Below are 24939 nucleotides of genomic sequence, written 5' to 3' on the forward strand. Positions count from 1 at the left end.
GTTCGCTTTTATCCCCTGAAAAGGAAACTCTGTTCTCTGATCCATCAACTAAATATTAACTGTTTAATATCATGAGAACTCCACATGAACGAGCTGGAAAGCATTTCCGATTCTGTCTTTCCTCTTTTCTGGAGATTCTTCGATTTAAACAATAACAGACCGCTTCATTCCTGACTACAAACTGGGTTTCAAACCATTTTTAAGGGCTTTGCAGGAAAAGAAAAAGCGCCCATTGCTGAGCACTGATTCTTTTGCAGCCTGTTTCCTTTGAAAGACTCACGAATATTCAGATTTTCCAGAGCAAACACGCTCTAGAAAATCTGGTAGCCACCGTAAGGACGAATCTGTAAGACGTGGCAGGCCCCATCGCCGAATGCACGATCCATTTCCGCGCAATACGCCGCAACCAGATCGTTTGGAACGAAGGCCTGGATGGTTCCCGCAAATCCACCGCCATGAACGCGGTGCGCACCCCGGCCATTTAAGACTTTTTCACTGAGGAATAAAGCTAAGGAGACCGCCTGGTTTTTGAAGTCGGCAGGACTGTAGATATTCTGCAGATATTTATAGGAAGAGTTTCCGGAAGCCAGAATCTGTTTTTCGAATTCTTCCAGATCTTTATTGCTCAAAGCAGCAACCGCTTTTTCGACGCGTTTATTTTCTTCGAAGACATGCATAGCCCGAAGCAGAGCCCGGTCATTGCCGATGGCTTCACGCAATTCTGGCAAGCGAGAGTAGAATTCGTTTTCATCAACTTCACGCAGAACGTCTTTACCGAAAAATTCATCGACTTCCTTGAGTTCAAATGGAATGTCGGCATAATCCTGGGTCAGGTCCGCATGGGAGGCATGAACGTCGGTGATGCAAAGCGAAGTATTGAAATCAGAGAAATCAACGTCAACGCGTTCAACAACTGGGTTTTCCTTGTCGGCAAAGTCGATATGGATCAGGCCGCCAACCGAGCATGCAGACTGGTCCATCAGACCACAGGGCTTGCCAAAGAATACGTTTTCGGCATACTGACCAATTTTGGCCAGTTCAACTGGATCGAGTTTTCCATCGTTATACAGATCTGAGAAGATGTTTCCGATCATGACTTCAAAGGCGGCAGAAGAAGAAAGTCCGCTTCCCTGTAATACATCGCTGGTCATGTAACCGTCAAAGCCGCCGGTCTGGCCGCCCAGTTCCTGAATGCGGGCTGCCACACCGCGAATCAGAGCCTGGCTGGTTTCTTTTTCGGCTTCATGGACACTCAGGTCTGCTAAATCAATCGCCGGAATGTCATAATCATCGGACAGAACTTTGACCACACCATCTTCTCTTGGTGCGACAATGGCGATGATATCGAGGTTGATACTGGTTGCCATGACTTCCCCGCGCTGGTGGTCTGTATGGTTGCCAATGACTTCACTTCTGCCAGGAACAGAAATGACTGCGACATCTTTATCTCCATACAATTCGATAAATTTATCGATTGCTTTTTCATATCTTGGTTTCTGAGCTTCGGCTAAATCACCGTAAAGCTTTGTAAGTGCTTCGTCTTGTTTACCTGCTGTAATTGCAGCTTTTAATTCACTCGCTAACATGTTGGAATCTCCTTCTTTTCAAAACGCTTTCACGTGTATATTGTATTTGATTTGTCTATAGAGTTCAATTGTTTTAGTAAATTTTTTCGGTTAAACAAATATTTTTACTAAAACTTATGAAGAAATTTTACTCCAACTCTTCCGCTTTGCAACCTTTAATGTAAAATTTAGACAGTAAAGGAATGAAATAATGGCTACTTTAAAAGACGTCGCAAACCTCGCCGGTGTTTCCAGTGCGAGTGTTTCGAGAATATTGAACAATGACCTGACTCTCAGCGTTCCTCAGTCCACCCGAGACAAAGTTCTGGAAGCTGCTGAAACATTAGGGTATGTAAAAAAGAAAAAGAAAACTTCCGTTTCGAGTATGCTCGTGGGCATCGTACAGTGGATGTCCGCCGAAGACGAAGCGAAAGATCCGTATTATCTCTCCATCCGTCAGGGTGTAGAAAATTATTGCTTCCACCACAAAATTTCAACCGTGCGCTGCTTTGCTTCTGAAATGGAACTGGCCCGCAAGCTGGAAAAAGTCGATGGGCTGGTGTGTATTGGCAAGTTCTCCGATGATGCCCGCGACAAAATGACGGAAATCTGCAAGAATATCATTTTTCTGGATATGAAACTCGATCCCATTTCGAATTGCTTCATCGTCCCAGATTTTCGCGGGGCCCTCAAGCTGGTCATTGATTACCTGGCAGCTGAAGGCCATAGTAAAGTCGGCTATCTTGGCGGGATCGAACGCGTGGATGACTCTGTTTATCCGGATGATCGTCTGAAATATTTCAAGCGATTCACAAACGAAAGCAATATTCAGAGTGAACCCTGGATCTTCCAGGAGCAGTTTACAAGAGAAGCTGGCTACTCCATGATGAAACAGATTCTGTCCATGCCAGATCGTCCAACCGCTGTCTTCGCGGCCAGTGACCCGATTGCGATTGGTGCCCTGCGTGCTTTGCATGAAGCCAACGTCAAGATCCCGGAAGAGATGTCTGTCATCGGCTTTGACAACATTGACGAAGCCAACTATACTTTCCCACCGCTGACGACCGTATTTGTGCCAACCTATGAAATTGGTTCCACCGGCATGCGGATGCTTCATGATGCCTGGAAACGAAATGAAAACCTGCAGCCGATGAAAATCGTTCTGCCCTGCTACATCATCAACCGTCAGACGACCCGCACCTTACCGGATGCGATTGAAATCTAGCAGGAGTTCCCTTCTCCAAAGCACAAAAAATCAAAAACACCCCGTATGAAACTCTTTATACAAATGGAAACACGGAGGGCGTAATCGATCGAATTTTCTTTTGATTTCCCCCTTCATAACGTTTTTGCTTCTGCATGACCGGTTGTGCAGAAGCTTTTTTTCGTCCTGACTGAACTCATCGACCGTTTTCCAGCAAAAAAACCAGCGGCCATCATGGCTAGGATGACTGCTGGTTTTAATTTTTATTCGACTTTATTTTTCGAATCAATCGTTATTCTTCGACTTTTTTCAGATCGGCAAAGTCAATTTCGGTTTCGTTTTCCTTACCGAGCATGTAAACAGGAACGGTTGCTTTCTTGTTTTCTTTATCGATGGCAAGAACAGGCAGAACGTTGCCTTTGAGAGTACCGCTGATGACTTCGACTTTGTCGCCTGGCTCAAAGTCGATATTAACAACTTCTGGGCCTTTGCCAAGGCGGGACAGAACGGCGTCGATTTCGTCTTGCGCAACTGGGAATGGTTTTGCGCCTTTACCACTGGATCCGATAAATCCAGTTACACCTGGTGTATTGCGGACAATGTACCAGGCTTCATCCGTCATGCGCATCTGAACAAGAATATAACCAGAGAAGAGATTATGGGTTTTCTTAATTTCTTTACCGTTCTTGAATTCTGTTTCAGTTTCTTCGGCAACAACAACCTGGAACAGGGAATCTTCCAGACCCATGGTCTTGATTCGTTTTTCAAGGTTTTCTTTTACACGGTTTTCCTGACCTGCATACGTGTTTACGACATACCAATTGATATTTTCGTCGTCTTTACTCATAGTGTGCATCTCCTTTAATTTCCATTACGAAGTGATTTTCACCTTACCCTGTTTTTATCCTTTATGCCGCTTATCGCTTCTTTTTCAGCATGGCCAGTCAGACCCATACCCAGAGTCCAAATGAGCGACAGAGCTGAACAGATGATCACATGGGCGCTAAAAGTTCAAAGGATGTCCTGGCGTGGGCCAGACAGATAAGGTTCCGTCTTCAAAAGCTTACATCATTTCAAAGGATATGGCATCCGGTTGGGCTTGAATAAATACTGAAGATCAACCAGGAAACACACCTGTGCCCACAGTCAGGCAAAGAAAAAGCATGGAATCCTCTGTTTATACAGAATTTGATTCCATGCGTTTCTTTCAGTCCCATTTTGGACCAGCCCAAAGGCGAGTCTTTGATTAAAGGGATACGATCCAGCTGACCAGTGCAGAGGCAGCGGCTTCGCAGACGAAGAAGTACAGGCCAAAAAGCAATGTAAATACAATGACAAGACCCGAACTCTGCATGAGTCCCTTAAAAGACGGCCAGCGAACTTTTTTCAGCTCTGCCCAGACGGCTTTTGGAGCATAAGTAGGCTCCTGGAGTAAGTTATCTTCCATTTTAAAGTCCTTTTCTACTACTTTGATTCTTTATGCAAAGTATGCTTATTGCATTTTGGGCAGTACTTTTTAATTTCAAGGCGTCCAGTCTGATTTTTCTTATTCTTCTCAGTCGTATAGTTACGGGAGAAGCATTCAGTGCAGACTAAAGTAATCTTATCAGCCATTTTCAGGCCCCCTTTGCAAGTACAAAATATAACATCCCCTACGCGCCCTGTCAAACTGCGCTCAGTTTACTCAGGCCTTTGGGATAGCCGGTATCTACGGCAAGATAGGGCTGCGGCGGGTTTTGCCTCTGTCTGCGGTTTTGCTCCACGTTTTTCCAGACTTTGGCTGCTTTATCAAAGGTTCTGGCCACTCTTGCCAATGGGATCTCCAGATGGTTTGCGATCTCGCGATACGTGTATCCTTCCAGGCAGAGGTGAAGAACGTCGTTTTCATAGGTTTCCAGATGCGGTTCCACCTGTTCGAGAACCTGCTGGCAGGTCATTTTCATCAGCATCTTTTCTTCAAGATGATGCTCCTCGATCGCATCTTCCTGCATTCGATATCCTCTGTAGGAGCGCACCAGAAGTTTGTCATAGGAAACTTTCAGCTCTCGTGGGACCTTGCGCTGATTGGTCTGCCGACGATAGATATCAATGATTTTGCGGCGCAGAATTGTCTGATAGTGCGTTTTAAAACAGGCTTCCATGCCTTCACGATAGTAGATTAATGCCTGCTGCAGGCATGAGTAGGCTTCACACTCAAATTCCTGATAGGTCATCATCTTCGTGCAGTACTGAAAATAAATATAATGAGTCGGCCCGCTGAGTTCTTTGAATAACAGCTCAAAGGCTTCCTCGTCCATGAGTCTGGTCAGATAGACCAGTTCATTGATGTTCACTTCTTCTGTCATGGTCTTGACTCCTTGAAAGTGACCGAGCATCGATGCACAGGAGCCCATTCTTTCTTTCAGATATCCGTTTATTCGTTTGATTCGTTTTATTCGTTCGATTCATTCAGATATTCTTCTGGAATGAGATCCTGTAGAAATTCAGATTGCTTCCATTCCTGATCTTCAGTCTTTATGGCTGGAAACGTCACTTGCACGCTGTCTGGCCGCCTGAGCTTCATACATCAGAATGCCGGCTGCAACAGAGGCATTCAAAGACTGAACTTCACCACGCATCGGAATGTGGACTTTGAAATCACAGGCATCCTTGACGCTCTTGGACATTCCTTTGCCTTCATTGCCAATGACCAGAACCAGTTTGCGATCATAAAGACCTTTACGATAGTCAACTGACGTTTCATCAAAGTCACTGCCCGCGACCCAATAGCCATGATCTTTCAGCTTGCGCAAGGCTCCAGCAAGGCTGGAAACCGATGCAACAGGAACTGAATAGGCTGCTCCGGCAGAGGTTTTGACTGCCGCTGGCGTCAGGCCGGCACCTTTGTGCCTGCAAAGAATGACCCCATCGGCACCTGAAGCATCGGCACTTCGTAAAATGGCTCCAACGTTGTGCGGATCCTGAATTTCATCGAGGGCAACAATCAGCGGCAGTCTTCCGGTTTTCTTTTCTTTGGCACTCACGGCTTCGATCAGTTCATCGAGACTGAGCATCGGCAAATCTTTGACTCTGGCCGCAATGCCCTGATGGACGCCCTGATCGGTCATTTTGTCCATTTCTTTTTTCGAGACCGTCTTAAGACGGACGTTTTTGGGCAGCGTGCTCAGAATCTTTTCAATCCGTTTGTCTCTGGCGCCATTTTGCACATAGAGATCGAGAATCTGATCCGGGCTGTCTTTCAGGGTTTCAAAAACATTTTTTCCGTAAACGATCATAGCTGCTCTCCAATCTCCATGCAGACCTTTAGAAGCTCTTCCATGCGCTCCTTGTGATCATACAGATACAGGTAGCCGAATAAAGCTTCCAGGGCGGTGGCTTTCAGGTATGTCTTCAAATCTGAATTTTTTGCGACGCTTTTGACATGCGCATTGCGCCCGCGGCGGACGATTTCCCGCTCATCTTCATTGAGCAGGTCTTTTTCCATCAGCTGGTCGAGCACAAAGGCCTGTCCGGCAGCGCTGCAAAGCCTGGCGTTCTGTTTCTGGAGCAGATCGGCTTTGCGCACTCCCCTGTCCAGAATATGCTTACGTGCTTTAACGGAATAAAGCGCGTCTCCCATCCACGCCAGCGTGACGGGATTTTCCATAACAATTTCCATTAAACAAGACCTAATTTCATCAAGCTGGCCCGGCATTCATCGGCTTTGGCAAAGTCTTTGCTGCGGACCGCATCTTTCCAATCGCGATACAGCTGTTTCTGCTCTTCGGTTGGAGGCGTAATGCCAAGGTCAATGCCCAGAACGGAAAGCATGCCGGTTACGGATGCATACAGTTCATTGAGCAGGGTGTAATCCAGATCCCGTTTGCGTAAAGACTGGTTGAGTTCCTTGACAGTTGCCTGAAGGGCACTGATCGCGTTTGGGGTATTTAAATCATCTTCCATTGCGTCCATAAATGTCTTCCAGGAAGCCTCATCTTTTTTCGAATCCGGTTTATACTGGTCAGCCAGGCATAACTGGAACAGAGCCTGACGGAGTGGTTTTTCAATTTTGCCAAGTTCTTTTACGGCATTCTCCATAACGGTCTGAGAAATGGTCAATGGTGCCCGATAATGCGTCGAAACCATCATCCAGCGGCAGGCAGGCCCGCCAAATTCATCGATCAGATCTTTGGCGAGAATGACGTTGCCAAGGGATTTTGACATTTTGACTTTGTCCTTGCCGACATTAATCATGCCGTTATGAACCCAGGTATTGGCCAGTTTTGTGCCATTGGCCATTTCGGACTGTGCGACTTCATTTTCATGGTGCGGAAACTTCAGATCCAGGCCGCCGCCATGAATATCGATCAATGGCTTTTTGAAGACATCCTGAATCATGACCACACATTCTGTATGCCAGCCTGGACGGCCTTTGCCCCAGGGCGAATCCCACTGAATGCCTTTGTCGGTCTTTTTCCAGAGCGTGAAATCGAGAGGATTTTCTTTTTTCTCGTTTTCATCAATCCGGGCGCCGACCAGCAGATCGTCAACTCTTTGATGAGAGAGTTCACCGTATTTTGGATCGGCACTGACACGGAAATAGACGTCGTTGTCTTTGACGTAAGCTGCTCCACTCTGAACCAGACCGTCAATGAAGTTGATAATCTTGTCCATGGTTTCGGTTACACGCGGGGTGTAATCCGGGTTTTTAGCGCCAAGAAGCCGGCGGACTTCTTTATAGGCATCGATATAACGGTCAGTAATTTCTTTTTCTGTTTTGTTTTCTTCGATTGCTTTGGCAATGATCTTGTCATCGACATCGGTGTAGTTGGAAGCATAGGTGACATCATAGCCTGCAGCTTCTAACGTACGATAAAGCGTATCGAAAACAATAATGGGCCGGGCATTTCCGATATGAGGATCGTTATAAACAGTTGGCCCGCACACGTACATCGAAACCTTATTGTCCGCTTCCATCGGTTTAAAGTCTTCGATTTCTTGTGTATAGCTGTTATAGAGCTTCATCATTCTAATTCTCCTAAGTGTAAAAAAAGGAAGCGTCAGCTTCCTTCGTTATTTTAGCAGAATTTTGGGTTTCCTTGGGCAAAGGCAGATTTATGCCTTGAGCAGCTCTACAATCTCACCTTCATATGGTGTGTTTTTCAAGTGTTCCAGGGCTGGCTCAAGCCATTTGCGGGTATTTTCTTTGTCTTTGAGATAGCTGTACTGCAAGCCGATCAGGTATTCAAACGTGCCGGCCTGATTGGATACGTTGGCTGGAATGCTGCCTTTATCATCTTTAAGTCTTGCATGGCGCTCCTGAAGTTCCTTGATGTATTTGGATTCTTTTTTGAGCAGAATCGAATACTGGATCTGCAGGTTTTTGGCCTGAATCTCACTGCCATACTGCTCAACCATTTCCATCATATGACGGGCTTTTTTGATTTTGCCAGATTCCAGATACACGTAGAATCCACGCTCACCCAGCTGTGCTTTCTGCTTCTTGCTTAAGCGCATGTTTTCCATGAACTGAACCTGTTCATCTGCTTTTTTCATTTCATTGCGCATTTCATACATGGAAAGCCGCATCGATTCCCGCTCAAAAGCCGAGAATGTGACTTTAGCCAAAAACGAATCCAGATGGCGGGTAAACAGGGTAAAATTATGAGCTTCAAGATCCTGCATCAGACGCTGGTAATAAAAGCGCTTGACCAGCGGCGGAACCAGCACAACCAGCAGGATAAAGACGACAACGTACAGGAGATACATCCAGCTGCTCATCGATTCTGTTTATCCTCTTTTAATAATTCTGCAAACTGTTTGAGTAAATCTTCGTCGATCCCCTGTTTTTTCATGCTTTCAATATAAGCTACATCCAGGTCATCAACATCTTTAGTCAGATCATCCCGTTCATCATTAACGAGTCTTTCGCGAATAGCCATAACTTCTCATATTCCTTTCATGCATATTCAATGTCCAGAAACCGATGGCTTTTAACCCTATTTCCAGAACCAATACTCAATGTACAAACTTTGAAGGACTTTGCCAACCACCACAGGCAATTTCCATCGAAAATCAAAAAGGAGTTCACAGTTGTTGCAATCGTTTTCTTTATTTCGGATTCAAGTGATTTTCTTGGAATCCAGACTCTTTCCTACGCTTCCAGTCTGAAATTCAGGCATTAAAAAAGAAGGCCCGAAGACCTTCTTTATTTAGTCATTGGAGGAAACTCTTATTTCTCTAAATCGTGTTCAGCGAAGTACTTAATTGTACGAACCATCTGAGAAGTGTAGGAGTTTTCGTTGTCGTACCAGGAAACAACCTGAACGAGAGTGTTGCCATCTCCAGTAGGAGTAGCCATTGTCTGAGTAGCATCAAACAGAGAACCGTAAGTCATACCGATAACGTCGGAAGATACGATTTCTTCAGTGTTGTAACCGAAGCTTTCGTTCTGAGCAGCAGCCATTGCAGCGTTAACCTGGTCAGTAGTAACTTCGCCTTCAACTTCAGCAACTAAGATCGTAGTGGAACCTGTAGGAACAGGAACACGCTGAGCGGAACCGATCAGTTTGCCGTTGAGTTCTGGGATAACCAGACCGATCGCTTTAGCAGCACCAGTGGAGTTAGGAACGATGTTCACTGCAGCAGCGCGGGAACGACGTTTGTCACCTTTTCTCTGTGGTCCATCCAGAGTCATCTGGTCGCCAGTGTAAGCATGAACTGTAGTCATGATACCGGATTTGATAGGAGCCAGTTCATTCAGAGCTTTAGCCATTGGAGCTAAGCAGTTTGTTGTGCAGGATGCAGCGGAGATGATGTTGTCACCAGGTTTTAAGATTTCCTGGTTAACGTTGTAAACGATTGTTGGCAGGTCGTTTCCAGCAGGAGCGGAGATAACGACTTTTTTAGCGCCAGCGTCAATGTGAGCCTGTGCTTTAGCTTTGGAAGTATAGAAGCCTGTGCATTCCAGAACTACGTCTACATCCAGATCTTTCCAAGGAAGCTTGGAAGCGTCTGCTTCTTTGTAGATTTTGATTTCTTTGCCGTCAACGATGATGGAATCTTCAGTAGATTCTACTTTGTCAGCAAGTTTGTAAGTTCCCTGAGTTGAGTCATACTTGAGCAGGTGAGCTAACATATCAGGTTTTGTCAGGTCATTGATCGCAACTACTTCGTAGTTAGGATCATCAAACATCTGACGGAATGCAAGACGGCCGATACGTCCGAAGCCGTTTAAAGCAACTTTTACTGTCATGGTCAGTAAATCCTCCTTTAATAACGGTTTAATTATAGATTCACCTCCAATCGCTGTCAACGATGATCAGACTGTATGATAAAAGTCGAACAAACTATGGTCATTTTTTCAGATTAATGTGATCGCTTTAACAATTTATCTTTATTTTATCGTCTTTTTTCCATTATTTCGTATATATAAGTGTCTTTACCGTACATTTTGGGAAACTCGCAAACTTTATTTGGGAAATGTTTTATAATGGGGCAATAGCACCTCAAGTAAAAGAAAGGAACATTATGAATTATCAGGAAATCCTTGAGCTTCTTGAAAAAGATGCTCGTCTTACCCCTCGTGATCTGTCGGAAATTCTGATGGAAGACGAAGCTGAAGTCCGAAAAGCCATCAGTGAAATGGAACAGGACAAAATTATCTGCGGTTATCACACTGTCATCAACTATAACAAAGCCCTTCGCAACGAAAAGATCATGGCGTTCATCGAGGTTGGTGTCCGCCCTATGAAAGATAAAGGGTATGACTATACCGCAAATCTGATTGCCGGCTATCCAGAAGTCAATTCTATGTATCTGATTACTGGTGATAATGACTTCATCTGCCTGGTAGAAGGAAAAACCATGTTCGAAGTCTGCCAGTTTGTTTCAGATAAAATTGCCTGCATTGAAGATGTTCACTCAACCAAAACCCTCTTTGTTCTGAAGCAATACAAACAGAGCGGTGTCTTAACAGGAGCAGGCAAGCGTGATCTTAAAGAGGACAGACTGGTGGTGAGCTACTGATGAAACCCATCAACCAGACTGTTGAACACTTAAAACCCAGCGGCATTCGGAAATACTTTGATCTGGCTTCCAGTATGGAAGGTGTCATCTCCTTAGGCGTCGGTGAGCCTGATTTCGATACTCCATGGCATATCTGTAATGCAGCCGTTGAATCCTTCCACGAAGGAAAAACACACTATACGGCGAACCGCGGTCTGCTCACTCTGCGCCAGGAAATCGCCCGGTACTCCAAAGAACGCTTTGGCCTGGATTACGATCCTGAAAAAGAAATTGTAGTTACTGTCGGCGGCTCTGAGGGCGTAGATCTGGCTTTCCGTACGCTGATCAACCCCGGCGATGAAGTTATCGTTCTCGACCCGAATTATGTTGCTTATGAGCCAGCCATTTTAATGGCCGGCGGCAAGCCCGTATACATCACTTTGAGCCAGGAAAACGATTTCAAGCTTTTGCCTGAAGATCTCGCCAGAGCCATCACCCCAAAAACAAAAGCTATCATGCTCAACTTCCCTTCCAACCCAACCGGTGGAACGATGAGTCGCGAAGACTATGCCAAACTGGTTCCGATCTTAAAAGAATCTGAAATCTATATTATTTCTGACGAAATCTATGCCGAACTCACCTTTGATGGTGAATTCGTTTCACCGGCTTCTTTTGACGAAATCAAAGACCAGGTCATCATTATTAATGGTTTCTCCAAAGCCTTTGCGATGACTGGCTGGCGCCTTGGGTATCTGCTTTCAAGCGCCCCTCTTTCTAAGATGATGACCAAAGTTCACCAGTTCATCATCATGTCTGCCCCTACAGCCGCTCAGATCGCTGCCATCGAGGCACTCGAAAACGGTATTCCCGATATTCTGACCATGCGTAAAGAATATGAACAGCGCCGCAATCTGATCTGTGCCCGTCTCAACCGGATGGGTCTGAAGACCAACGTTCCAAAAGGAACCTTCTATGTCTTTCCAAACATCACCTCGACTGGCCTGAGTTCAGATGAATTCTGCGTTCAGCTGCTTGAAAGCAAGAAAGTTGCTGTTGTCCCAGGAACTGCGTTTGGAGAGCATGGCGAAGGTCATGTCCGCATGTCTTATGCCACCAGCCTGGACAACATCAAAGAAGCCATGAACCGCCTGGAAGAGTTCCTTACTGAGCTCGAACTCAAACGACAGGCCGAACTCAACGCTTCGGTCGATGAAATTGCTAAAGAAGTTGTGATTTTAGCAGAAGAGATCTGATTTTCTCATTACCCGATCATCTCTACGCCATTTTCACCTATATGAGCAGGAATCAGTTGAAGCTTTCATTCTTCGCTGAATTCCTGCTTTTTTGCATATCTGCCCGCCAATGTCATTTAGCTAGAAAAATATGACCTCAAACTTTGTATAAAAATCAAAGACAAAGTGGATGATAGGAATAGAATTTGCTGCTGATTATATCCATATGCACCAACCAAGCACAAAATATACTGATTGATTTGGCTGTATTCATCAAAATAGGTGCACTAAAAACAACCCTTCGATAAGAGCCGTTTTTAAGAATTGTATGGGTGGTTTGTATCAATAAGATGCGCATATAATGCACTTATCGATAGGTGAACCATATCAAACGATTGGGATGGAGATTTCGCTTGAAGCTCCTTTCCGGCCGAACGGGCAGTTTTTCTCTTAGCAGCTCCTCGGTCAGAGCTTGAAACTCCGCTTTTGTAATTTGACAGATTGTTCGTTTTTTCGTCCATTTCGGAGTAAACGTGTTCCTGATAGCCCGTATCGCCTTAGTTGTATTGATTTGGTATTCATAAGTTGTCTGCTTCTCTTCTTTATTATCCGATTGAGATGATTCAAGAACACACTTTTTGATCTCGGAAACCAGATTGTAGAAGATAAGGGATGAATAAATCTCCTGAATGATGTATTCTGCTTTTATCGAGTGGATACGTTTCATTCCTATTCCATATTTAAGCCAGGAGAAACTCTGCTCGATTCGCCACCTTAGGTGGTAAATAAATCCAAGAGCCTCCGGAGGAAATTCTGCTTCATCCAGATTGGTAATCAGTCCTTCCCAGACGTTGTCGCCAATCTCGATAGCTACCACCCTGCAGTCAAAATCAATAAATTCAGATTCTTGATCAATCTGTCTCATTGATTTTTTGACCAGGTATTTCATCTGGGGGTTTTCTTTTTCCTCTTTTCTTTGGTGGTGGGTAAGAATGCGGCTGATCTGCTGGTCTTCTGTATGGTCAAGCTGTGTATAAGTCAGGCAGCTATACTCTCGTTCTTTCATACGTATGAGGTATTTGTGCCCTAAGGATTCAATAAGCTTACACAATGGATAAGAAAAATACCCTCTGTCCATGACAAAGAGAAATGTCTCGCCAGGATAAGCTTCGTGAATCTCCTTGACCATTTTCATAGCAGCGGCCCGTTCGTCTTTGGACCTCTGGTCTTGAGTGACGATGGCTAGATATTTGTCATTAAGTACGTCATAGGCAGCGTTAATGTGAATACCGGCCCGGATGATGGTTTCCTTGTTCTTGGCATAAATGATGTAGTCAGGTTCATCTTCATTTGGCGCAACAGGTTCATTGGTTCCATCAAAGGCTATTACCCTTAGCCCTTTATATTTTTTATCCATGTAACAAAGTGCCAATGTGGCTTTGTGCAGTGCTGAAAATACGCTGACTGGAGTCTTGGCTTTTGTCTGAACAAGTGCCGAAGCAGATGGTCTTACACTGCCCATGCCGAAATAGTTCATGGATAAATCGGAGAGTGTTGATCCATTCCCGATAATGGATGTATTCAGGAAATGGAACAAGTTTATTTTTGATGATCGATAATGACTTCGTGAGAAAGCTCCTGTTTGAGAAGCAAGAATCTTCTCCTGTTTGTGGGCAAATTCCTCAAGGAATTTCATGAATCTTTGATAAATCACGGACGGCGAAGTAACTTTAGTTGCCATATTTTCCTCCTTATAAAGTTATGTTTTCAACGTGATAAGGATTAAATTAGACAATTATAGAGTTGTTGTCAAAGCTAATTTTCGTTAAACCAGAAAATATAAAATCCACCATCTGTGCACGGATGGTGGACAATACTAACTATCAAAAACTAAGCTAAATGACATTGATCTGCCCGCTCTGTTTCTCTACGTCAGGTGCGCACAAATGAGCCGCACAAGTATCTGTTTGAGTGGATTTTCTGAAAATAAACTTCAAAACATCCCGTCGCATTGAGAGAAGCATGGTAGAATTTATACAAATCGGGAATGACGTTCCCGATTTGTATAAATTCTACCAGGAGGTCATTTATGTTTTATCCGCGTACCATTCATCATGGCCTTGAAGAGAATATTCGCCATTTCCCAGTTGTCGTTCTCACCGGTCCGCGCCAGACCGGAAAATCAACAGAAGTCTGGAAGTTAAAAGAAAAAGGATTTCAGTACGTCTCTCTTGACAACCTTGATGAACGTTCCCTCGCGCTGAATGATCCAAAGTTTTTTCTGACACTTCATCCCGCTCCGATAGTCATCGACGAAATCCAATACGCGCCTATCCTTATGGAAGCAATCGAAGAGCAGGTCAACCAACGACGCCTTGAACAAGGGGACGCAAATGGAATGTTTGTATTGACAGGTTCCCAGAGTTTTCAGTTGATGAAAGGAATCACCCAGTCTCTTGCGGGACGGGCATGCATTATGGAAATGACATGCCTGAGTGCCAGAGAACTTCAAATGGAATCCGATATTCCCTTTCTTCCCGGCGTCCATTGTTTCTCACGAAGTCAGGAGAAATCCGTCTCTGATCTATATCAGTCAATTGTCCGTGGCTTCTTCCCGGAGCTGCACAGAAATCCCCAATTGACGGCCACATCCTTTTATGATTCTTATATCCGCACTTATATTGAACGAGACGTTTCTGACCTGATTCAGCCTTCTAACAAACTCTTATTCAAGAATTTCATGGAATATCTTGCTTCGATCACATCTAGCCAGCTCAACTATGCTGTCATCAGCCGAGCAATTGGTATCGATCCCAAAACCGTTCAGGCCTGGATTTCCATTCTGGAAACAAGCGGGATCATCTATCTCCTGCAGCCCTACAGTGAAGAAAAACTGACGAAACGAATTGTCAAATCTCCAAAAATCTATTTCTGCGATACCGGTCTGGCTGCGCATCTGGCCAAAATTTATTCTCCAGACCATTTGGCAATCAGTTCACTTGCGGGAGCCTATATGGAAAATTACGTGATCAATGAGATTCGTAAGTCCTACCTGAACTGTTGCGAACCGTTATCCATGTACTATTATCGAGACAACAACCAAAACGAGATTGATCTGGTTCTAGTTTCAAATCGAACGCTTTATCGAATCGAAATCAAAAAAGGCGTATCCTTCAATCACAGACATGTTTCTGGTTTCCGACAGCTTGATCACTCAGAGCTGTCCCTCGGACCTGGCGCCATTCTTTGCAACACGCCAAAACCCTATGCTATCGAAAGAGATATTTTTGTTCTCCCCTATAGCTGTATCTAATTTTGCTAAACAAAAAAAAGCCTGAAGAATATCGGATTTCTCCTTTATTCTTCAGGGATTTGCTTTCGTCTGGCGACTTCCTATTTTTGCTTTTACACTATCGTCGGCGTTCAATGGCTTAACGGCCGTGTTCGAGATGGGAACGGGTGTGACCCATTGGCTATCGTCACCATACCGGTTTGTCTTGCGACTTAACCATTCTATCTCATGGATCTTTCAAAAACAAACACCAGCTTTGACATAACTTTGGTTACAGTTATGATCTGATCATTTCTGATCGTTTTTCTTCTTATTACCGCCTGTCTGTGATTTTGAATGGTTCTGGAATCATTGTCTTTAACTTGCGTCTTTGACTCTGTTTCCATCTTCTTCATTCTTCACCACTCCAACAGGCGCTCTCGTTATCTTAGATTAAGCTTTCGACCGATTAGTACTGGCCAACTTCATGGATCACTCCACTTCCATACCCAGCCTATTTCCTTGTAGTCTTCAAGGGGTCTTATCTACCGCAGATCTTATCTTGGGGCTGGCTTCGCACTTAGATGCTTTCAGCGCTTATCCATTCCCTGCTTGGCTGCCCGGCTGTGCCACTGGCGTGACAACCGATGCACCATTGGCAGGTCCATCCCGGTCCTCTCGTACTAAGGACAGCTCCCCTCAGATCTCCTGCGCCCACAACAGATAGGGACCGAACTGTCTCACGACGTTCTGAACCCAGCTCGCGTACCGCTTTAATGGGCGGACAGCCCAACCCTTGGAACCGAATCCAGCTCCAGGATGCGATGAGCCGACATCGAGGTGCCAAACCCCGCCGTCGATGTGAACTCTTGGGCGGGATCAGCCTGTTATCCCCAGGGTAGCTTTTATCCGTTGAGCGACGGCCCTTCCATTCGGCACCGCCGGATCACTAATCCCGACTTTCGTCCCTGCTCCACTTGTTGGTGTCGCAGTCAGGCGCGCTTTTGCATTTACACTCTCTGTCTGGTTTCCATCCAGACTGAACGCACCTTTGGGCGCCTCCGTTACTCTTTAGGAGGCGACCGCCCCAGTCAAACTGCCCGCCTGGCACTGTCTGTAAGATTCTCTCTTCACGTTAGGGCTTCAAATCATCAGGGGCGGTATCCCAACGGCGGCTCCAAAGAAACTGGCGTTCCTTCTTCATAGCCTCCCGCCTATCCTGTACATGATCATCCAAAACCCAATACCAGGCTGCAGTAAAGCTCCATGGGGTCTTTCCGTCTAGTTGCGGGTAACCTGCATTTTCACAGGTACTAAGATTTCACCGAGTCTGCTGCCGAGACAGCGCCCAAATCGTTTCACCTTTCGTGCGGGTCAGAACTTACCTGACAAGGAATTTCGCTACCTTAGGACCGTTATAGTTACGGCCGCCGTTCACTGGGGCTTCGGACCACTGCTTCTCCTTGCGGATAACAGATCCCCTTAACCTTCCAGCACCGGGCAGGTGTCACCCCATATACTTCGCCTTGCGGCTTTGCATAGAGCTGTGTTTTAGTTAAACAGTCGCTTGGGCCTTTTCACTGCGGCTCTCTCGAGCGCCCCTTCTTGCGAACGTACGGGGCAATTTTGCCGAGTTCCTTGGCAACAGTTCTCTCGCTCACCTTCGCTTGCTCAGCGCGCCCACCTGTGTCGGTTTTGGTACGGGCCGCAATAAAGTTTAAGCTAGAAGCTTTTCTTGAAAGCCGCTCCATGTGCTTGGCTACTTTCTTTCGATTTCGCTTACCCTTCACGCTCTGTACGTATTGATCCGGATTTGCCTGGATCCGTACTGCCGCGCTTGGCCCTCAATCCATTAAGAGGGTCACACTTCCCGTCTTTGTCACTCCATCGCCTTTATTGCGGGTGCAGGAATCTTCGCCTGCTTTCCATCTGCTTCGCCTGTCGGCTTATCATTAGGTCCCGACTGACCCAGGGCGGACGAACCTTCCCCTGGAATCCTTGGGCTTTCGGTGTGCAGGATTCTCACCTGCATCTCGCTACTCACACCGGCATTCTCACTTCCATGTCCTCCACAGACTCTCACGATTCTGCTTCCATGGACATGCAACGCTCCCCTACCATAAAAATCTTTCAATCCTTATCCGCGGCTTCGGCAGATGACTTAGCCCCGGTACATTTTCGGCGCAGGGCCACTCGACTAGTGAGCTGTTACGCACTCTTTAAAGGGTGGCTGCTTCTGAGCCAACCTCCTAGTTGTCCGTGCGTCCCCACATCCTTTTCCACTGAGTCATCATTTTGGGGCCTTAGCCGGCGGTCTGGGCTGTTTCCCTCTTGAGCATGGACCTTATCACCCACACTCTGACTGCCAACTTTTCTCCTTGCGGCATTCGAAGTTTGATTCCATTCAGTACCCCGGGATGGGGCCATCATGAATTCAGTGCTCTACCTCCGCTGGCTTGCGTTAACGCTAGCCCTAAAGCTATTTCGGGGAGAACCAGCTATCTCCGGGTTCGATTGGAATTTCTCCGCCAGCCACAGGTCATCCGCCAGCTTTTCAACGATGGTCGGTTCGGTCCTCCACAAAGTTTCACCTCTGCTTCAACCTGCCCATGGCTAGATCACCCGGTTTCGGGTCTGCTCCTGGCTACTTCATTCGCCCTGTTAAGACTCGCTTTCGCTTCGGCTTCGCATTTTCCTGCTTAACCTTGCATCCAAAAGCAGCTCGCCGGTTCATTCTACAAAAGGCACGCCATCACCCTTTGACGGGCTCTGACTTCTTGCAGGCATACGGTTTCAGGTTCTCTTTCACTCCGCTTGCGCGGTTCTTTTCACCTTTCCCTCACGGTACTTCTTCACTGTCGCTCACTCTTACTTATTCAGCCTTGGCGGATGGTCCCGCCTGCTTCCGACAGGATTTCACGTGTCCCGTCGTACTCAGGATCTCGCTGACTACTTCGCTTGCTTTCCAGTACAGGGATTTCACCTTCTGTGTCCGTGCTTTCCATCACGTTCCTGTTCACTCGCGTTTCGTCTGTTGCGCTCCTACAACCCCATATCGCTATGGTTTGGGCTAATTCCCTTTCGCTCGCCGCTACTCGGGAAATCACTGTTGTTTTCTTTTCCTCCGGCTACTTAGATGTTTCAGTTCACCGGGTTGCTCTCCATATCAAAGACATGGATGACTGGATATGACTCCAGCCGGGTTCCCCCATTCGGATACCTGCGGATCGTCGCTTTCCTGACAGCTCCCCGCAGCTTTTCGCAGTCTGATGCGTCCTTCATCATTCAAGAGTGGCAAGGCATCCTCCGTACGCCCTTCCTTGCTTGATCTAGTTTCAAATATGCTTGTTTTTAACTATGCTTTTTCGAGATTTTTCTAATAAGAACTGTTAACTGTTTTCTGACTTGGTAAATCTTGTGACTTCAAAGATCGAATTTCTTCTTCTCTTTTCAGTCGGTTACTTTCGTAACGTTGTTACTTACAACTTACGTCAGACCTTCTGTTATGTCTTATACTGATGTTCGTTTTTCAAAGATCCATGTTGTGACTGACTGGAACTGTTCTCCATTTCTGAAGACCAGTGCCGCTTTTGCAGCTAATCAGTCTGGAAGATCGCTCTTCCAAAACTCTGTTACAGACTCCAAACTTAGTTACTTAATGCTTCCTTGTACTTTCTCCTTAGAAAGGAGGTGATCCATCCCCACGTTCCCGTAGGGATACCTTGTTACGACTTAACCCCAGTCATCGGCCCCGCCTTCGACGACTCACTCCTTTTCAGGTTATGCCATCGGCTTCGGGCGTTGCCGGCTTCCATGGTTTGACGGGCGGTGTGTACAAGGCCCGGGAACGTATTCACCGCGGCATGCTGATCCGCGATTACTAGCGATTCCAACTTCATGAAGTCGGGTTGCAGACTTCAATCCGAACTGGGACGCCTTTTCTCGGGTTCGCTCCACTTCACAGCTTCGCTTCCGTCTGTAGGCGCCATTGTAGTACGTGTGTAGCCCAGGCCATAAGGGGCATGATGATTTGACGTCATCCCCGCCTTCCTCCGGTTTGTCACCGGCAGTCTGATCTGAGTCCTCATCTTACTGGTAGTAACAGATCACGAGGGTTGCGCTCGTTGCCAGACTTAACTGAACATCTCACGACACGAGCTGACGACAACCATGCACCACCTGTGTGGATGTTAACCTCCAACTTATCTCTAAGTCTTCGCATCCCATGTCAAGGCCTGGTAAGGTTCTTCGCGTTGCTTCGAATTAAACCACATACTCCACCGCTTGTGCGGGCCCCCGTCAATTCCTTTGAGTTTCACACTTGCGTGCATACTCCCCAGGCGGAGGAGTCATTGCGTTAGCTTCGGCACCGGGGCATTACCCCCGACACCTGCTCCTCATCGTTTAGGGCGTGGACTACTAGGGTATCTAATCCTATTTGCTCCCCACGCTTTCGTGCCTGAGCGTCAGTAACAGTCCAGGCGGCCGCCTTCGCCACTGGTGTTCTTCCATATATCTACGCATTTTACCGCTACACATGGAGTTCCACCGCCCTCTCCTGTCCTCGAGCGTGGCAGTTTCCAAAGCCTGTACAGGTTGAGCCCGTACCTTTCACTTCAGACTTGCCACGCCGCCTGCGCACCCTTTACGCCCAATCATTCCGGATAACGCTTGCCACCTACGTATTACCGCGGCTGCTGGCACGTAGTTAGCCGTGACTTTCTGGCAGGTTACTATCAAAAGAAAAGCATTTCCTCTTTCCTTCTTTTCTGACCTGCAACAGAGCTTTACGATCCGAAGACCTTCCTCACTCACGCGGCATTGCTCGTTCAGGCTTGCGCCCATTGACGAAAATTCCCTACTGCTGCCTCCCGCAGGAGTCTGGGCCGTGTCTCAGTCCCAGTGTGGCCGATCGCCCTCTCAGGCCGGCTATGCATCATCGTCTTGGTAGGCTTTTACCCTGCCAACTAACTAATGCACCGCAGATCCATTCATCTCCCAGGCTTTAAGGCCTGTTTCAAAAACAGAAGATGCCTTCTGTTTTCCTATGGGGTTTTAGACTTCGTTTCCAAAGCGTATCCCCCGGATATGGGCAGGTTATCTACGTGTTACTCACCCGTTCGCCACTGAACACAAAAGTGTTCCGTTCGACTTGCATGTATTAGGCATGCCGCCAGCGTTCATCCTGAGCCAGGATCAAACTCTCCATTTGATATTGACTCAACGCTATTGCGTTTATATTTCGTGAATTGATTATTGAAGTATTAAATGTTGTTTCAAGAATCGACGTGTTAATTTCGAATATTGAATTGTCTGTAATCAGAGTTTTCAAAGAGCCATCTATTTGTGAGTGAATCAACTTCCCTCACAAGGCTTGTTTATCTTATCATCTGTCGGATATGAAGTCAACATCTTTTGTGAAATATTTTTAAGAATTTCACAATCGATGATTTCTTCGATATCTAAAGGTGATTTGTCGCTTTCGAAACGTCTGTTCCGTTCGCGCTCATTTAATATACAATGTCCATGACAAAAACGCAAGCTCAATTCTTCCAAAACATTTACGCCACCTTTAAATTCAAAGGGAGTACGATAATTCAAGCATCTATATATAAAGCATTTTCCCGGTAGATATTAATCTCAAAAAAGCCGTAATTTTTTTGAAATTTTTCCATGCAGATTCCTGAATTTTTTCCAGATAAATCTGAATAAAAGCAGTTTTTCGCAATCAAAGACAGTGCAGTGCAAAAATTTTGCAAAACGTTAAACTGCATGGATGGATCCATTTCTCTTATCCCTGCAAAAAAAACGCAGAAGCGAGTCAGGCTTCTGCGTTCAAATTCACTTAGTCATCACTTGCCGGTACGTACCGGACTTTATTCCTTTTCTACGTTATATCAGACAGAATGAAGATCTCTTACCGGACAGTCAGCCTGAACCAGGTCACACGAAATTGTCAATAATGATAAAAAGAATTGACCTCTTGATTCACCGGCTTAGTCATCAGCGGATTTTAATCTGTTGTAAACCAAAAACTCCTGTAAAACAGGAGGCGCCAAGCAGTATCTTTTGAATCTAGATTCCCTTTATTTCCTAAAGCACTCTTCTTTTCTTCTCGTGTAATTGTCTGTCTGCGGACTCAGTCAATGACCGATGTACTTTTCGCCCTGTACAAACCTTAGACGACAATCAGTTGCAAGTCCGTTCAGATTCCATGTAATGATTGTGAAGATAACTTCATCAGAATCTGAGCTCACTTCGATAATCCCAATTTCTGCAAGATTCAAAATTCCTGTTGGATTACTTGTTAATGTTTTCTCACCATTCACAAGCTTTGTCAGTTTAACATCGCTTGAATTTGAAGTCAACACTTTATTAAGAATTATTTAATCTTTTCTTATCGATATATTGATTTTTAAAGACTGTTTTTCATCCCTGATCAGCATTCTCCTGATATCACTTTGACTTTGAATTTCCATAAACAAACAGACAGCAGCTTTTGAGGGCTGCTGTCTGCATTCTGTTTATACGTATAGATAAGAGTTAATAACTGGCCAAGCTTAAGCAGCTGTACCGGTAATTTCTGCCATTGCTTTCTGATATACAGCTGTTTTGTTTTTAGCATCTGCATGATCAGTACCTTTAACACAATAGTAGAATTTGCATTTTGGTTCTGTTCCGGATGGACGAACTGCAATCCAGCTTCCATCAGCAAGGAAGTATTTCAGAACATCGGATTTAGTGAATCCTTCGAGAGGTTTCGTTTCACCGTTTTCTTTGATAATAGCTTCATTGAAATCTTCGAAGCGGATAACTGGCTGGCCAGCAACTTCTTCCAGACCATCTTTACGCAGATCAGACAGGATCTGCTGGATCCGTTTTGCACCAGCTTCGCCTTCAAGTTCGATAGCAACCTGGCTTTCTTCGTAAGTGCCGTGTTTTGCATACAGTTCTTCAAGAACGTCAACCAGATCTTTTCCCTGCTGTTTGTAATAAGAAGCCGCTTCAGCAAGCATTAAACAAGCCTGAGGAGCATCTTTATCACGAACGAATGGTTTGATCAGAGAACCATAGGATTCTTCATAACCGAATACATAATTCTTTTCGTGAGTGACTTCATATTTAGCCACTTTTTCACCGATGAATTTGAATCCAGTCAGTGTCTTTTCAGTGGTAACACCATGGCTGTCAGCGACTTTTTCACCCAGGTCAGAAGTTACAACTGTGTTGAACATAACTGGGTTTTCTGGCATTTTGCCCTGTTTCTGGAGCTGATCAAGGATATACTCGAGCAATACAGCACCGGACTGGTTACCAGTCATAACTACATATTCACCGTTGTGTTTTACACCAACACCCATACGGTCAGCATCTGGGTCGCAGACAAGGATGATGTCAGCATCGTTGTCGTTCGCATATTTTAATGCGAGTTCGTAAGCACCAGGCTGCTCAGGGTTTGGAGTTTTTGTGTTGGAGAAATCTGGATCTGGAGTGCACTGTTCCACAACAGGGATGCAGTGATAGCCAGTTTCTTTGTAAATTTCCTGTACAGGAATGTTTGCGGTACCGTGTTCTGGGGAGAAGACGATCTTGATGTCTTTTTCTACTTCTGGGTTGAGCTGAATGCTTTCAACTGCATCGTAGTAAGGACGGTCAACATCAGCACCGATAACAGTAACGAGTTTTTCTTTGACGTCAGCAGGAACATCGGCTGTGATCGCGAGTTCGTCATCGATTGCATTGACACGGGCGATCACCTGGTCAGCCAGAGATGGGATCAGCTGGCAGCCTTTGTTGTCATACAGTTTGTAGCCATTGTATTCCCTTGGGTTATGGCTGGCAGTGATCATGATACCGCCGAAGCAGCCTAAGTGACGGACAGCGAAGCTCAGTTCTGGGGTTGGACGTAAGCTTTCGAATACATATGCCTTGATGCCGTTTTTAGCAAGAAGATCGGCACAGTCAAAGGCAAGTTCTTTGGACATGTGACGGTTGTCGTAACCAATTGCGATACCTTCTTCACAAGCCTTTTCGCCATTTGCTTTGATGTAATCCGCATAGCCCTGAGTCGCTTTGCGGATTGTGTGAATATTGATGCGATTGGTACCTGGGCCCAGCAAACCTCTCATACCAGCAGTTCCGAATTTGATTGTCGTGTAGAATGCATCATTCTTTTCTTCTGGAGTCATGTTCTCCAGTGTTTCTTTGTAACGTGCGTCAAGATTTGGGTGATTGACCCATTTTTCATAACGCTCTTCAACAATAGACATGAATATTAACCCTCCGTATTCAGGAAAAATTATATCATGTTTTAACTCAAGTCCTGATTCCCTTTTTAGGTATTCGGGCACTTTCCTGTAAGAATGTTATCTCTGTGGCTATGCTGAATGTTTATTTTAAAATTTCTTGATCTTTTCGTGTTTTATATTCATCCTTTTCGGATTGTTTTTATAATTGAACCGCTCTGTTTGACTTCAAAAGCGCCAATCTCTGGTCTGGATGCTCCTGTCGCAGATGCATCTGCTTGATCCTTTCCATTTGCGGCTGCCGCTTATTTCCGGGCGTTTTCTGGGAGTTTTCCAGATGATTTACTCCGTTAGAGCAGACAATTCCTGGGCTGGTTTGACAGGCTACAAGCCTTTGGAGAATAGCCTTTTAAGCAAAGATGGATTTGCCTGCTCTTTCCGGTCCGACTTCGATTTCTTTTCAAGAGATACAATTCAAACATTGTTCTGTCCTGCTCTTCCAGTCCAGTCAGACTGCCAATCTTCTGATCGCTTTGTAAAATCTTTCACATCTTGGAGGAGTTCAATCTGGAGAAACCAAGATTTGGATAGCTGCTCATTATTCCATTTCCTAACAATCTTTATTCCGCCTGCTCTCTTTTCTCTGCGTTCATCCAAGAGACTTTACAGCTGTTTCTGTTGTTTCTGTTCCATCCCTTACTGATTTTAAATGCGAGGATCCAGTGGCTGTATTCCCTGTTCTCCAAAGAATACAGACTGCTCTTCCGATTTCAAGGAGCATTTTTGCTCAGACAGCATCAGACAGAAATTCCTCTTTCTGAACCAATTGGCCGTCTCTGTCTGGGCTATGGTTCTTAAAAACAGTACAGTGGTTTGCACCAGCCAGGCAGGATGTGTTTGATAGTTTGGGATAGAACGATTTTCTGTAATGAATCTTTTCCGCTTTTGTGATCTGATTCATTAACTGAATCAGAAGTTCTGGCAAGATTCTGACTCAATTGCAAGATACCCGTCTGTCAATTTGCATTTCGAGTCATTGCGAATATTCAAGACAGTCTATTTTTGTTGAAACAGCGCCAAATAAAAAGGCTCCGTCGCAGGGAGCCTTTCGATTTTTTGAGTTTGTTTTTAGATCCGAATTATTATTCGATGACTTTCTGAGCTCTGAGAGCTTCTTCGATAGCCTGGATAGCCTGTTCTTCGTCTTCACCAGTAGCGGAGATAACGATTTCAGCCTGTGTTGGGATACCAAGGGACATAACACCCATAATGGATTTCATGTTTACTTCACGTCCTTTGAACGCAACGTTTACATCGGATTTGCATTTGTTAGCAGCGTTCACAGCAACTGTAGCAGGACGTGCGTGTAATCCAACTGGATCGATAACTTTAACTGTAGCTTGTTTCATGGTAATTTCCTCCTGAATCTTTACAT

At 45.4% G+C, this 24939-nt stretch carries 18 protein-coding genes and 3 rRNA genes; 4 read left to right on the forward strand and 17 right to left on the reverse strand.

Translation table 11 applies throughout. From position 1 onward, the window contains the following. Positions 1-311: 311 nt before the first annotated feature. Positions 312-1586, reverse strand: coding sequence for a galactokinase (locus U4956_RS02005; RefSeq protein WP_323088640.1), 1275 nt, complete (start codon positions 1584-1586; stop codon positions 312-314). A 190-nt stretch (positions 1587-1776) separates the two neighbouring features. Here U4956_RS02005 and U4956_RS02010 point away from each other — a divergent pair, with 190 nt between their 5' ends. Then, on the forward strand, positions 1777-2790 hold the full coding sequence (locus U4956_RS02010; protein ID WP_323088643.1) for a LacI family DNA-binding transcriptional regulator: 1014 nt from the start codon (positions 1777-1779) through the stop codon (positions 2788-2790). A 271-nt stretch (positions 2791-3061) separates the two neighbouring features. Here U4956_RS02010 and nusG read toward each other — a convergent pair whose 3' ends face one another. From nusG to gap, 10 genes are all read right to left on the reverse strand, one after another. Beyond that, entirely contained in the window at positions 3062-3616 is a 555-nt protein-coding gene (nusG, locus tag U4956_RS02015; protein WP_323088646.1) for a transcription termination/antitermination protein NusG, read from the reverse strand. Positions 3617-4015: 399 nt separating this feature from the next. Next, a complete protein-coding gene (secE, locus tag U4956_RS02020; RefSeq protein WP_323088648.1) occupies positions 4016-4216 on the reverse strand; it encodes a preprotein translocase subunit SecE in 201 nt (66 codons plus the stop codon). Between the two features lie 17 nt (positions 4217-4233). Beyond that, positions 4234-4383: a 50S ribosomal protein L33 gene (rpmG, locus tag U4956_RS02025; protein WP_323088650.1), complete on the reverse strand. Its 150-nt coding sequence runs from the start codon at positions 4381-4383 to the stop codon at positions 4234-4236. A gap of 50 nt (positions 4384-4433) precedes the next feature. Next, positions 4434-5114 carry a hypothetical protein gene (locus tag U4956_RS02030; protein ID WP_323088653.1) on the reverse strand — a complete coding sequence of 227 codons (681 nt, stop codon included), beginning with the start codon at positions 5112-5114 and terminating at the stop codon, positions 4434-4436. A gap of 162 nt (positions 5115-5276) precedes the next feature. Beyond that, a complete protein-coding gene (gene rlmB / locus U4956_RS02035) occupies positions 5277-6044 on the reverse strand; it encodes a 23S rRNA (guanosine(2251)-2'-O)-methyltransferase RlmB (protein ID WP_323088654.1) in 768 nt (255 codons plus the stop codon). After that, on the reverse strand, positions 6041-6415 hold the full coding sequence (locus tag U4956_RS02040; RefSeq protein ID WP_323088656.1) for a Mini-ribonuclease 3: 375 nt from the start codon (positions 6413-6415) through the stop codon (positions 6041-6043). Before U4956_RS02040 ends, rlmB begins: the two co-directional genes overlap by 4 nt. An 11-nt stretch (positions 6416-6426) precedes the next feature. After that, entirely contained in the window at positions 6427-7773 is a 1347-nt protein-coding gene (cysS, locus tag U4956_RS02045) for a cysteine--tRNA ligase (protein WP_323091431.1), read from the reverse strand. 90 nt (positions 7774-7863) lie between these two features. Beyond that, on the reverse strand, positions 7864-8529 hold the full coding sequence (locus tag U4956_RS02050) for a hypothetical protein (protein WP_323088658.1): 666 nt from the start codon (positions 8527-8529) through the stop codon (positions 7864-7866). After that, a complete protein-coding gene (locus U4956_RS02055; RefSeq protein ID WP_323088659.1) occupies positions 8526-8690 on the reverse strand; it encodes a hypothetical protein in 165 nt (54 codons plus the stop codon). The genes U4956_RS02050 and U4956_RS02055 overlap by 4 nt, the downstream gene beginning before the upstream one ends. Before the next feature lie 290 nt (positions 8691-8980). Then, the gene (gene gap, locus U4956_RS02060; protein WP_323088662.1) at positions 8981-10003 is read right to left on the reverse strand and encodes a type I glyceraldehyde-3-phosphate dehydrogenase; all 1023 of its coding nucleotides are present in this window, start codon (positions 10001-10003) and stop codon (positions 8981-8983) included. A gap of 275 nt (positions 10004-10278) precedes the next feature. Here gap and U4956_RS02065 point away from each other — a divergent pair, with 275 nt between their 5' ends. Next, positions 10279-10776, forward strand: coding sequence for an Lrp/AsnC family transcriptional regulator (locus U4956_RS02065; protein WP_323088664.1), 498 nt, complete (start codon positions 10279-10281; stop codon positions 10774-10776). After that, the gene (locus U4956_RS02070) at positions 10776-12008 is read left to right on the forward strand and encodes a pyridoxal phosphate-dependent aminotransferase (protein ID WP_323088667.1); all 1233 of its coding nucleotides are present in this window, start codon (positions 10776-10778) and stop codon (positions 12006-12008) included. Before U4956_RS02065 ends, U4956_RS02070 begins: the two co-directional genes overlap by 1 nt. A gap of 346 nt (positions 12009-12354) precedes the next feature. Here U4956_RS02070 and U4956_RS02075 read toward each other — a convergent pair whose 3' ends face one another. Then, on the reverse strand, positions 12355-13728 hold the full coding sequence (locus tag U4956_RS02075; RefSeq protein ID WP_323088166.1) for an IS4 family transposase: 1374 nt from the start codon (positions 13726-13728) through the stop codon (positions 12355-12357). A 348-nt stretch (positions 13729-14076) separates the two neighbouring features. Between U4956_RS02075 and U4956_RS02080 the strand changes: the two genes are divergently transcribed. Further along, the gene (locus U4956_RS02080) at positions 14077-15300 is read left to right on the forward strand and encodes an ATP-binding protein (protein WP_323088669.1); all 1224 of its coding nucleotides are present in this window, start codon (positions 14077-14079) and stop codon (positions 15298-15300) included. A gap of 67 nt (positions 15301-15367) precedes the next feature. Here the strand turns inward: U4956_RS02080 and rrf are convergent. The 5 genes from rrf to U4956_RS02105 all read right to left on the reverse strand — a co-directional run bounded on the left by rrf (position 15368) and on the right by U4956_RS02105 (position 24913). Next, positions 15368-15474, reverse strand: a 5S ribosomal RNA gene (gene rrf / locus U4956_RS02085). 233 nt (positions 15475-15707) lie between these two features. Further along, positions 15708-18588 (reverse strand): 23S ribosomal RNA (locus U4956_RS02090). Between the two features lie 353 nt (positions 18589-18941). Beyond that, positions 18942-20470 (reverse strand): 16S ribosomal RNA (locus tag U4956_RS02095). The 16S, 23S and 5S rRNA genes sit together here, the layout of an rRNA operon. A 1348-nt stretch (positions 20471-21818) precedes the next feature. Continuing rightward, positions 21819-23528, reverse strand: a complete 1710-nt coding sequence (locus U4956_RS02100) for a phospho-sugar mutase (RefSeq protein WP_323088672.1) — start codon at positions 23526-23528, stop codon at positions 21819-21821. Between the two features lie 1118 nt (positions 23529-24646). Next, positions 24647-24913, reverse strand: a complete 267-nt coding sequence (locus U4956_RS02105; RefSeq protein ID WP_323088675.1) for a phosphocarrier protein HPr — start codon at positions 24911-24913, stop codon at positions 24647-24649. Between the last annotated feature and the right edge of the window lie 26 nt (positions 24914-24939).

The organism is Allobaculum sp. JKK-2023 (genome assembly GCF_034745455.1).
Classification (GTDB): Bacteria; Bacillota_I; Bacilli_A; order Erysipelotrichales; family Erysipelotrichaceae; genus Allobaculum.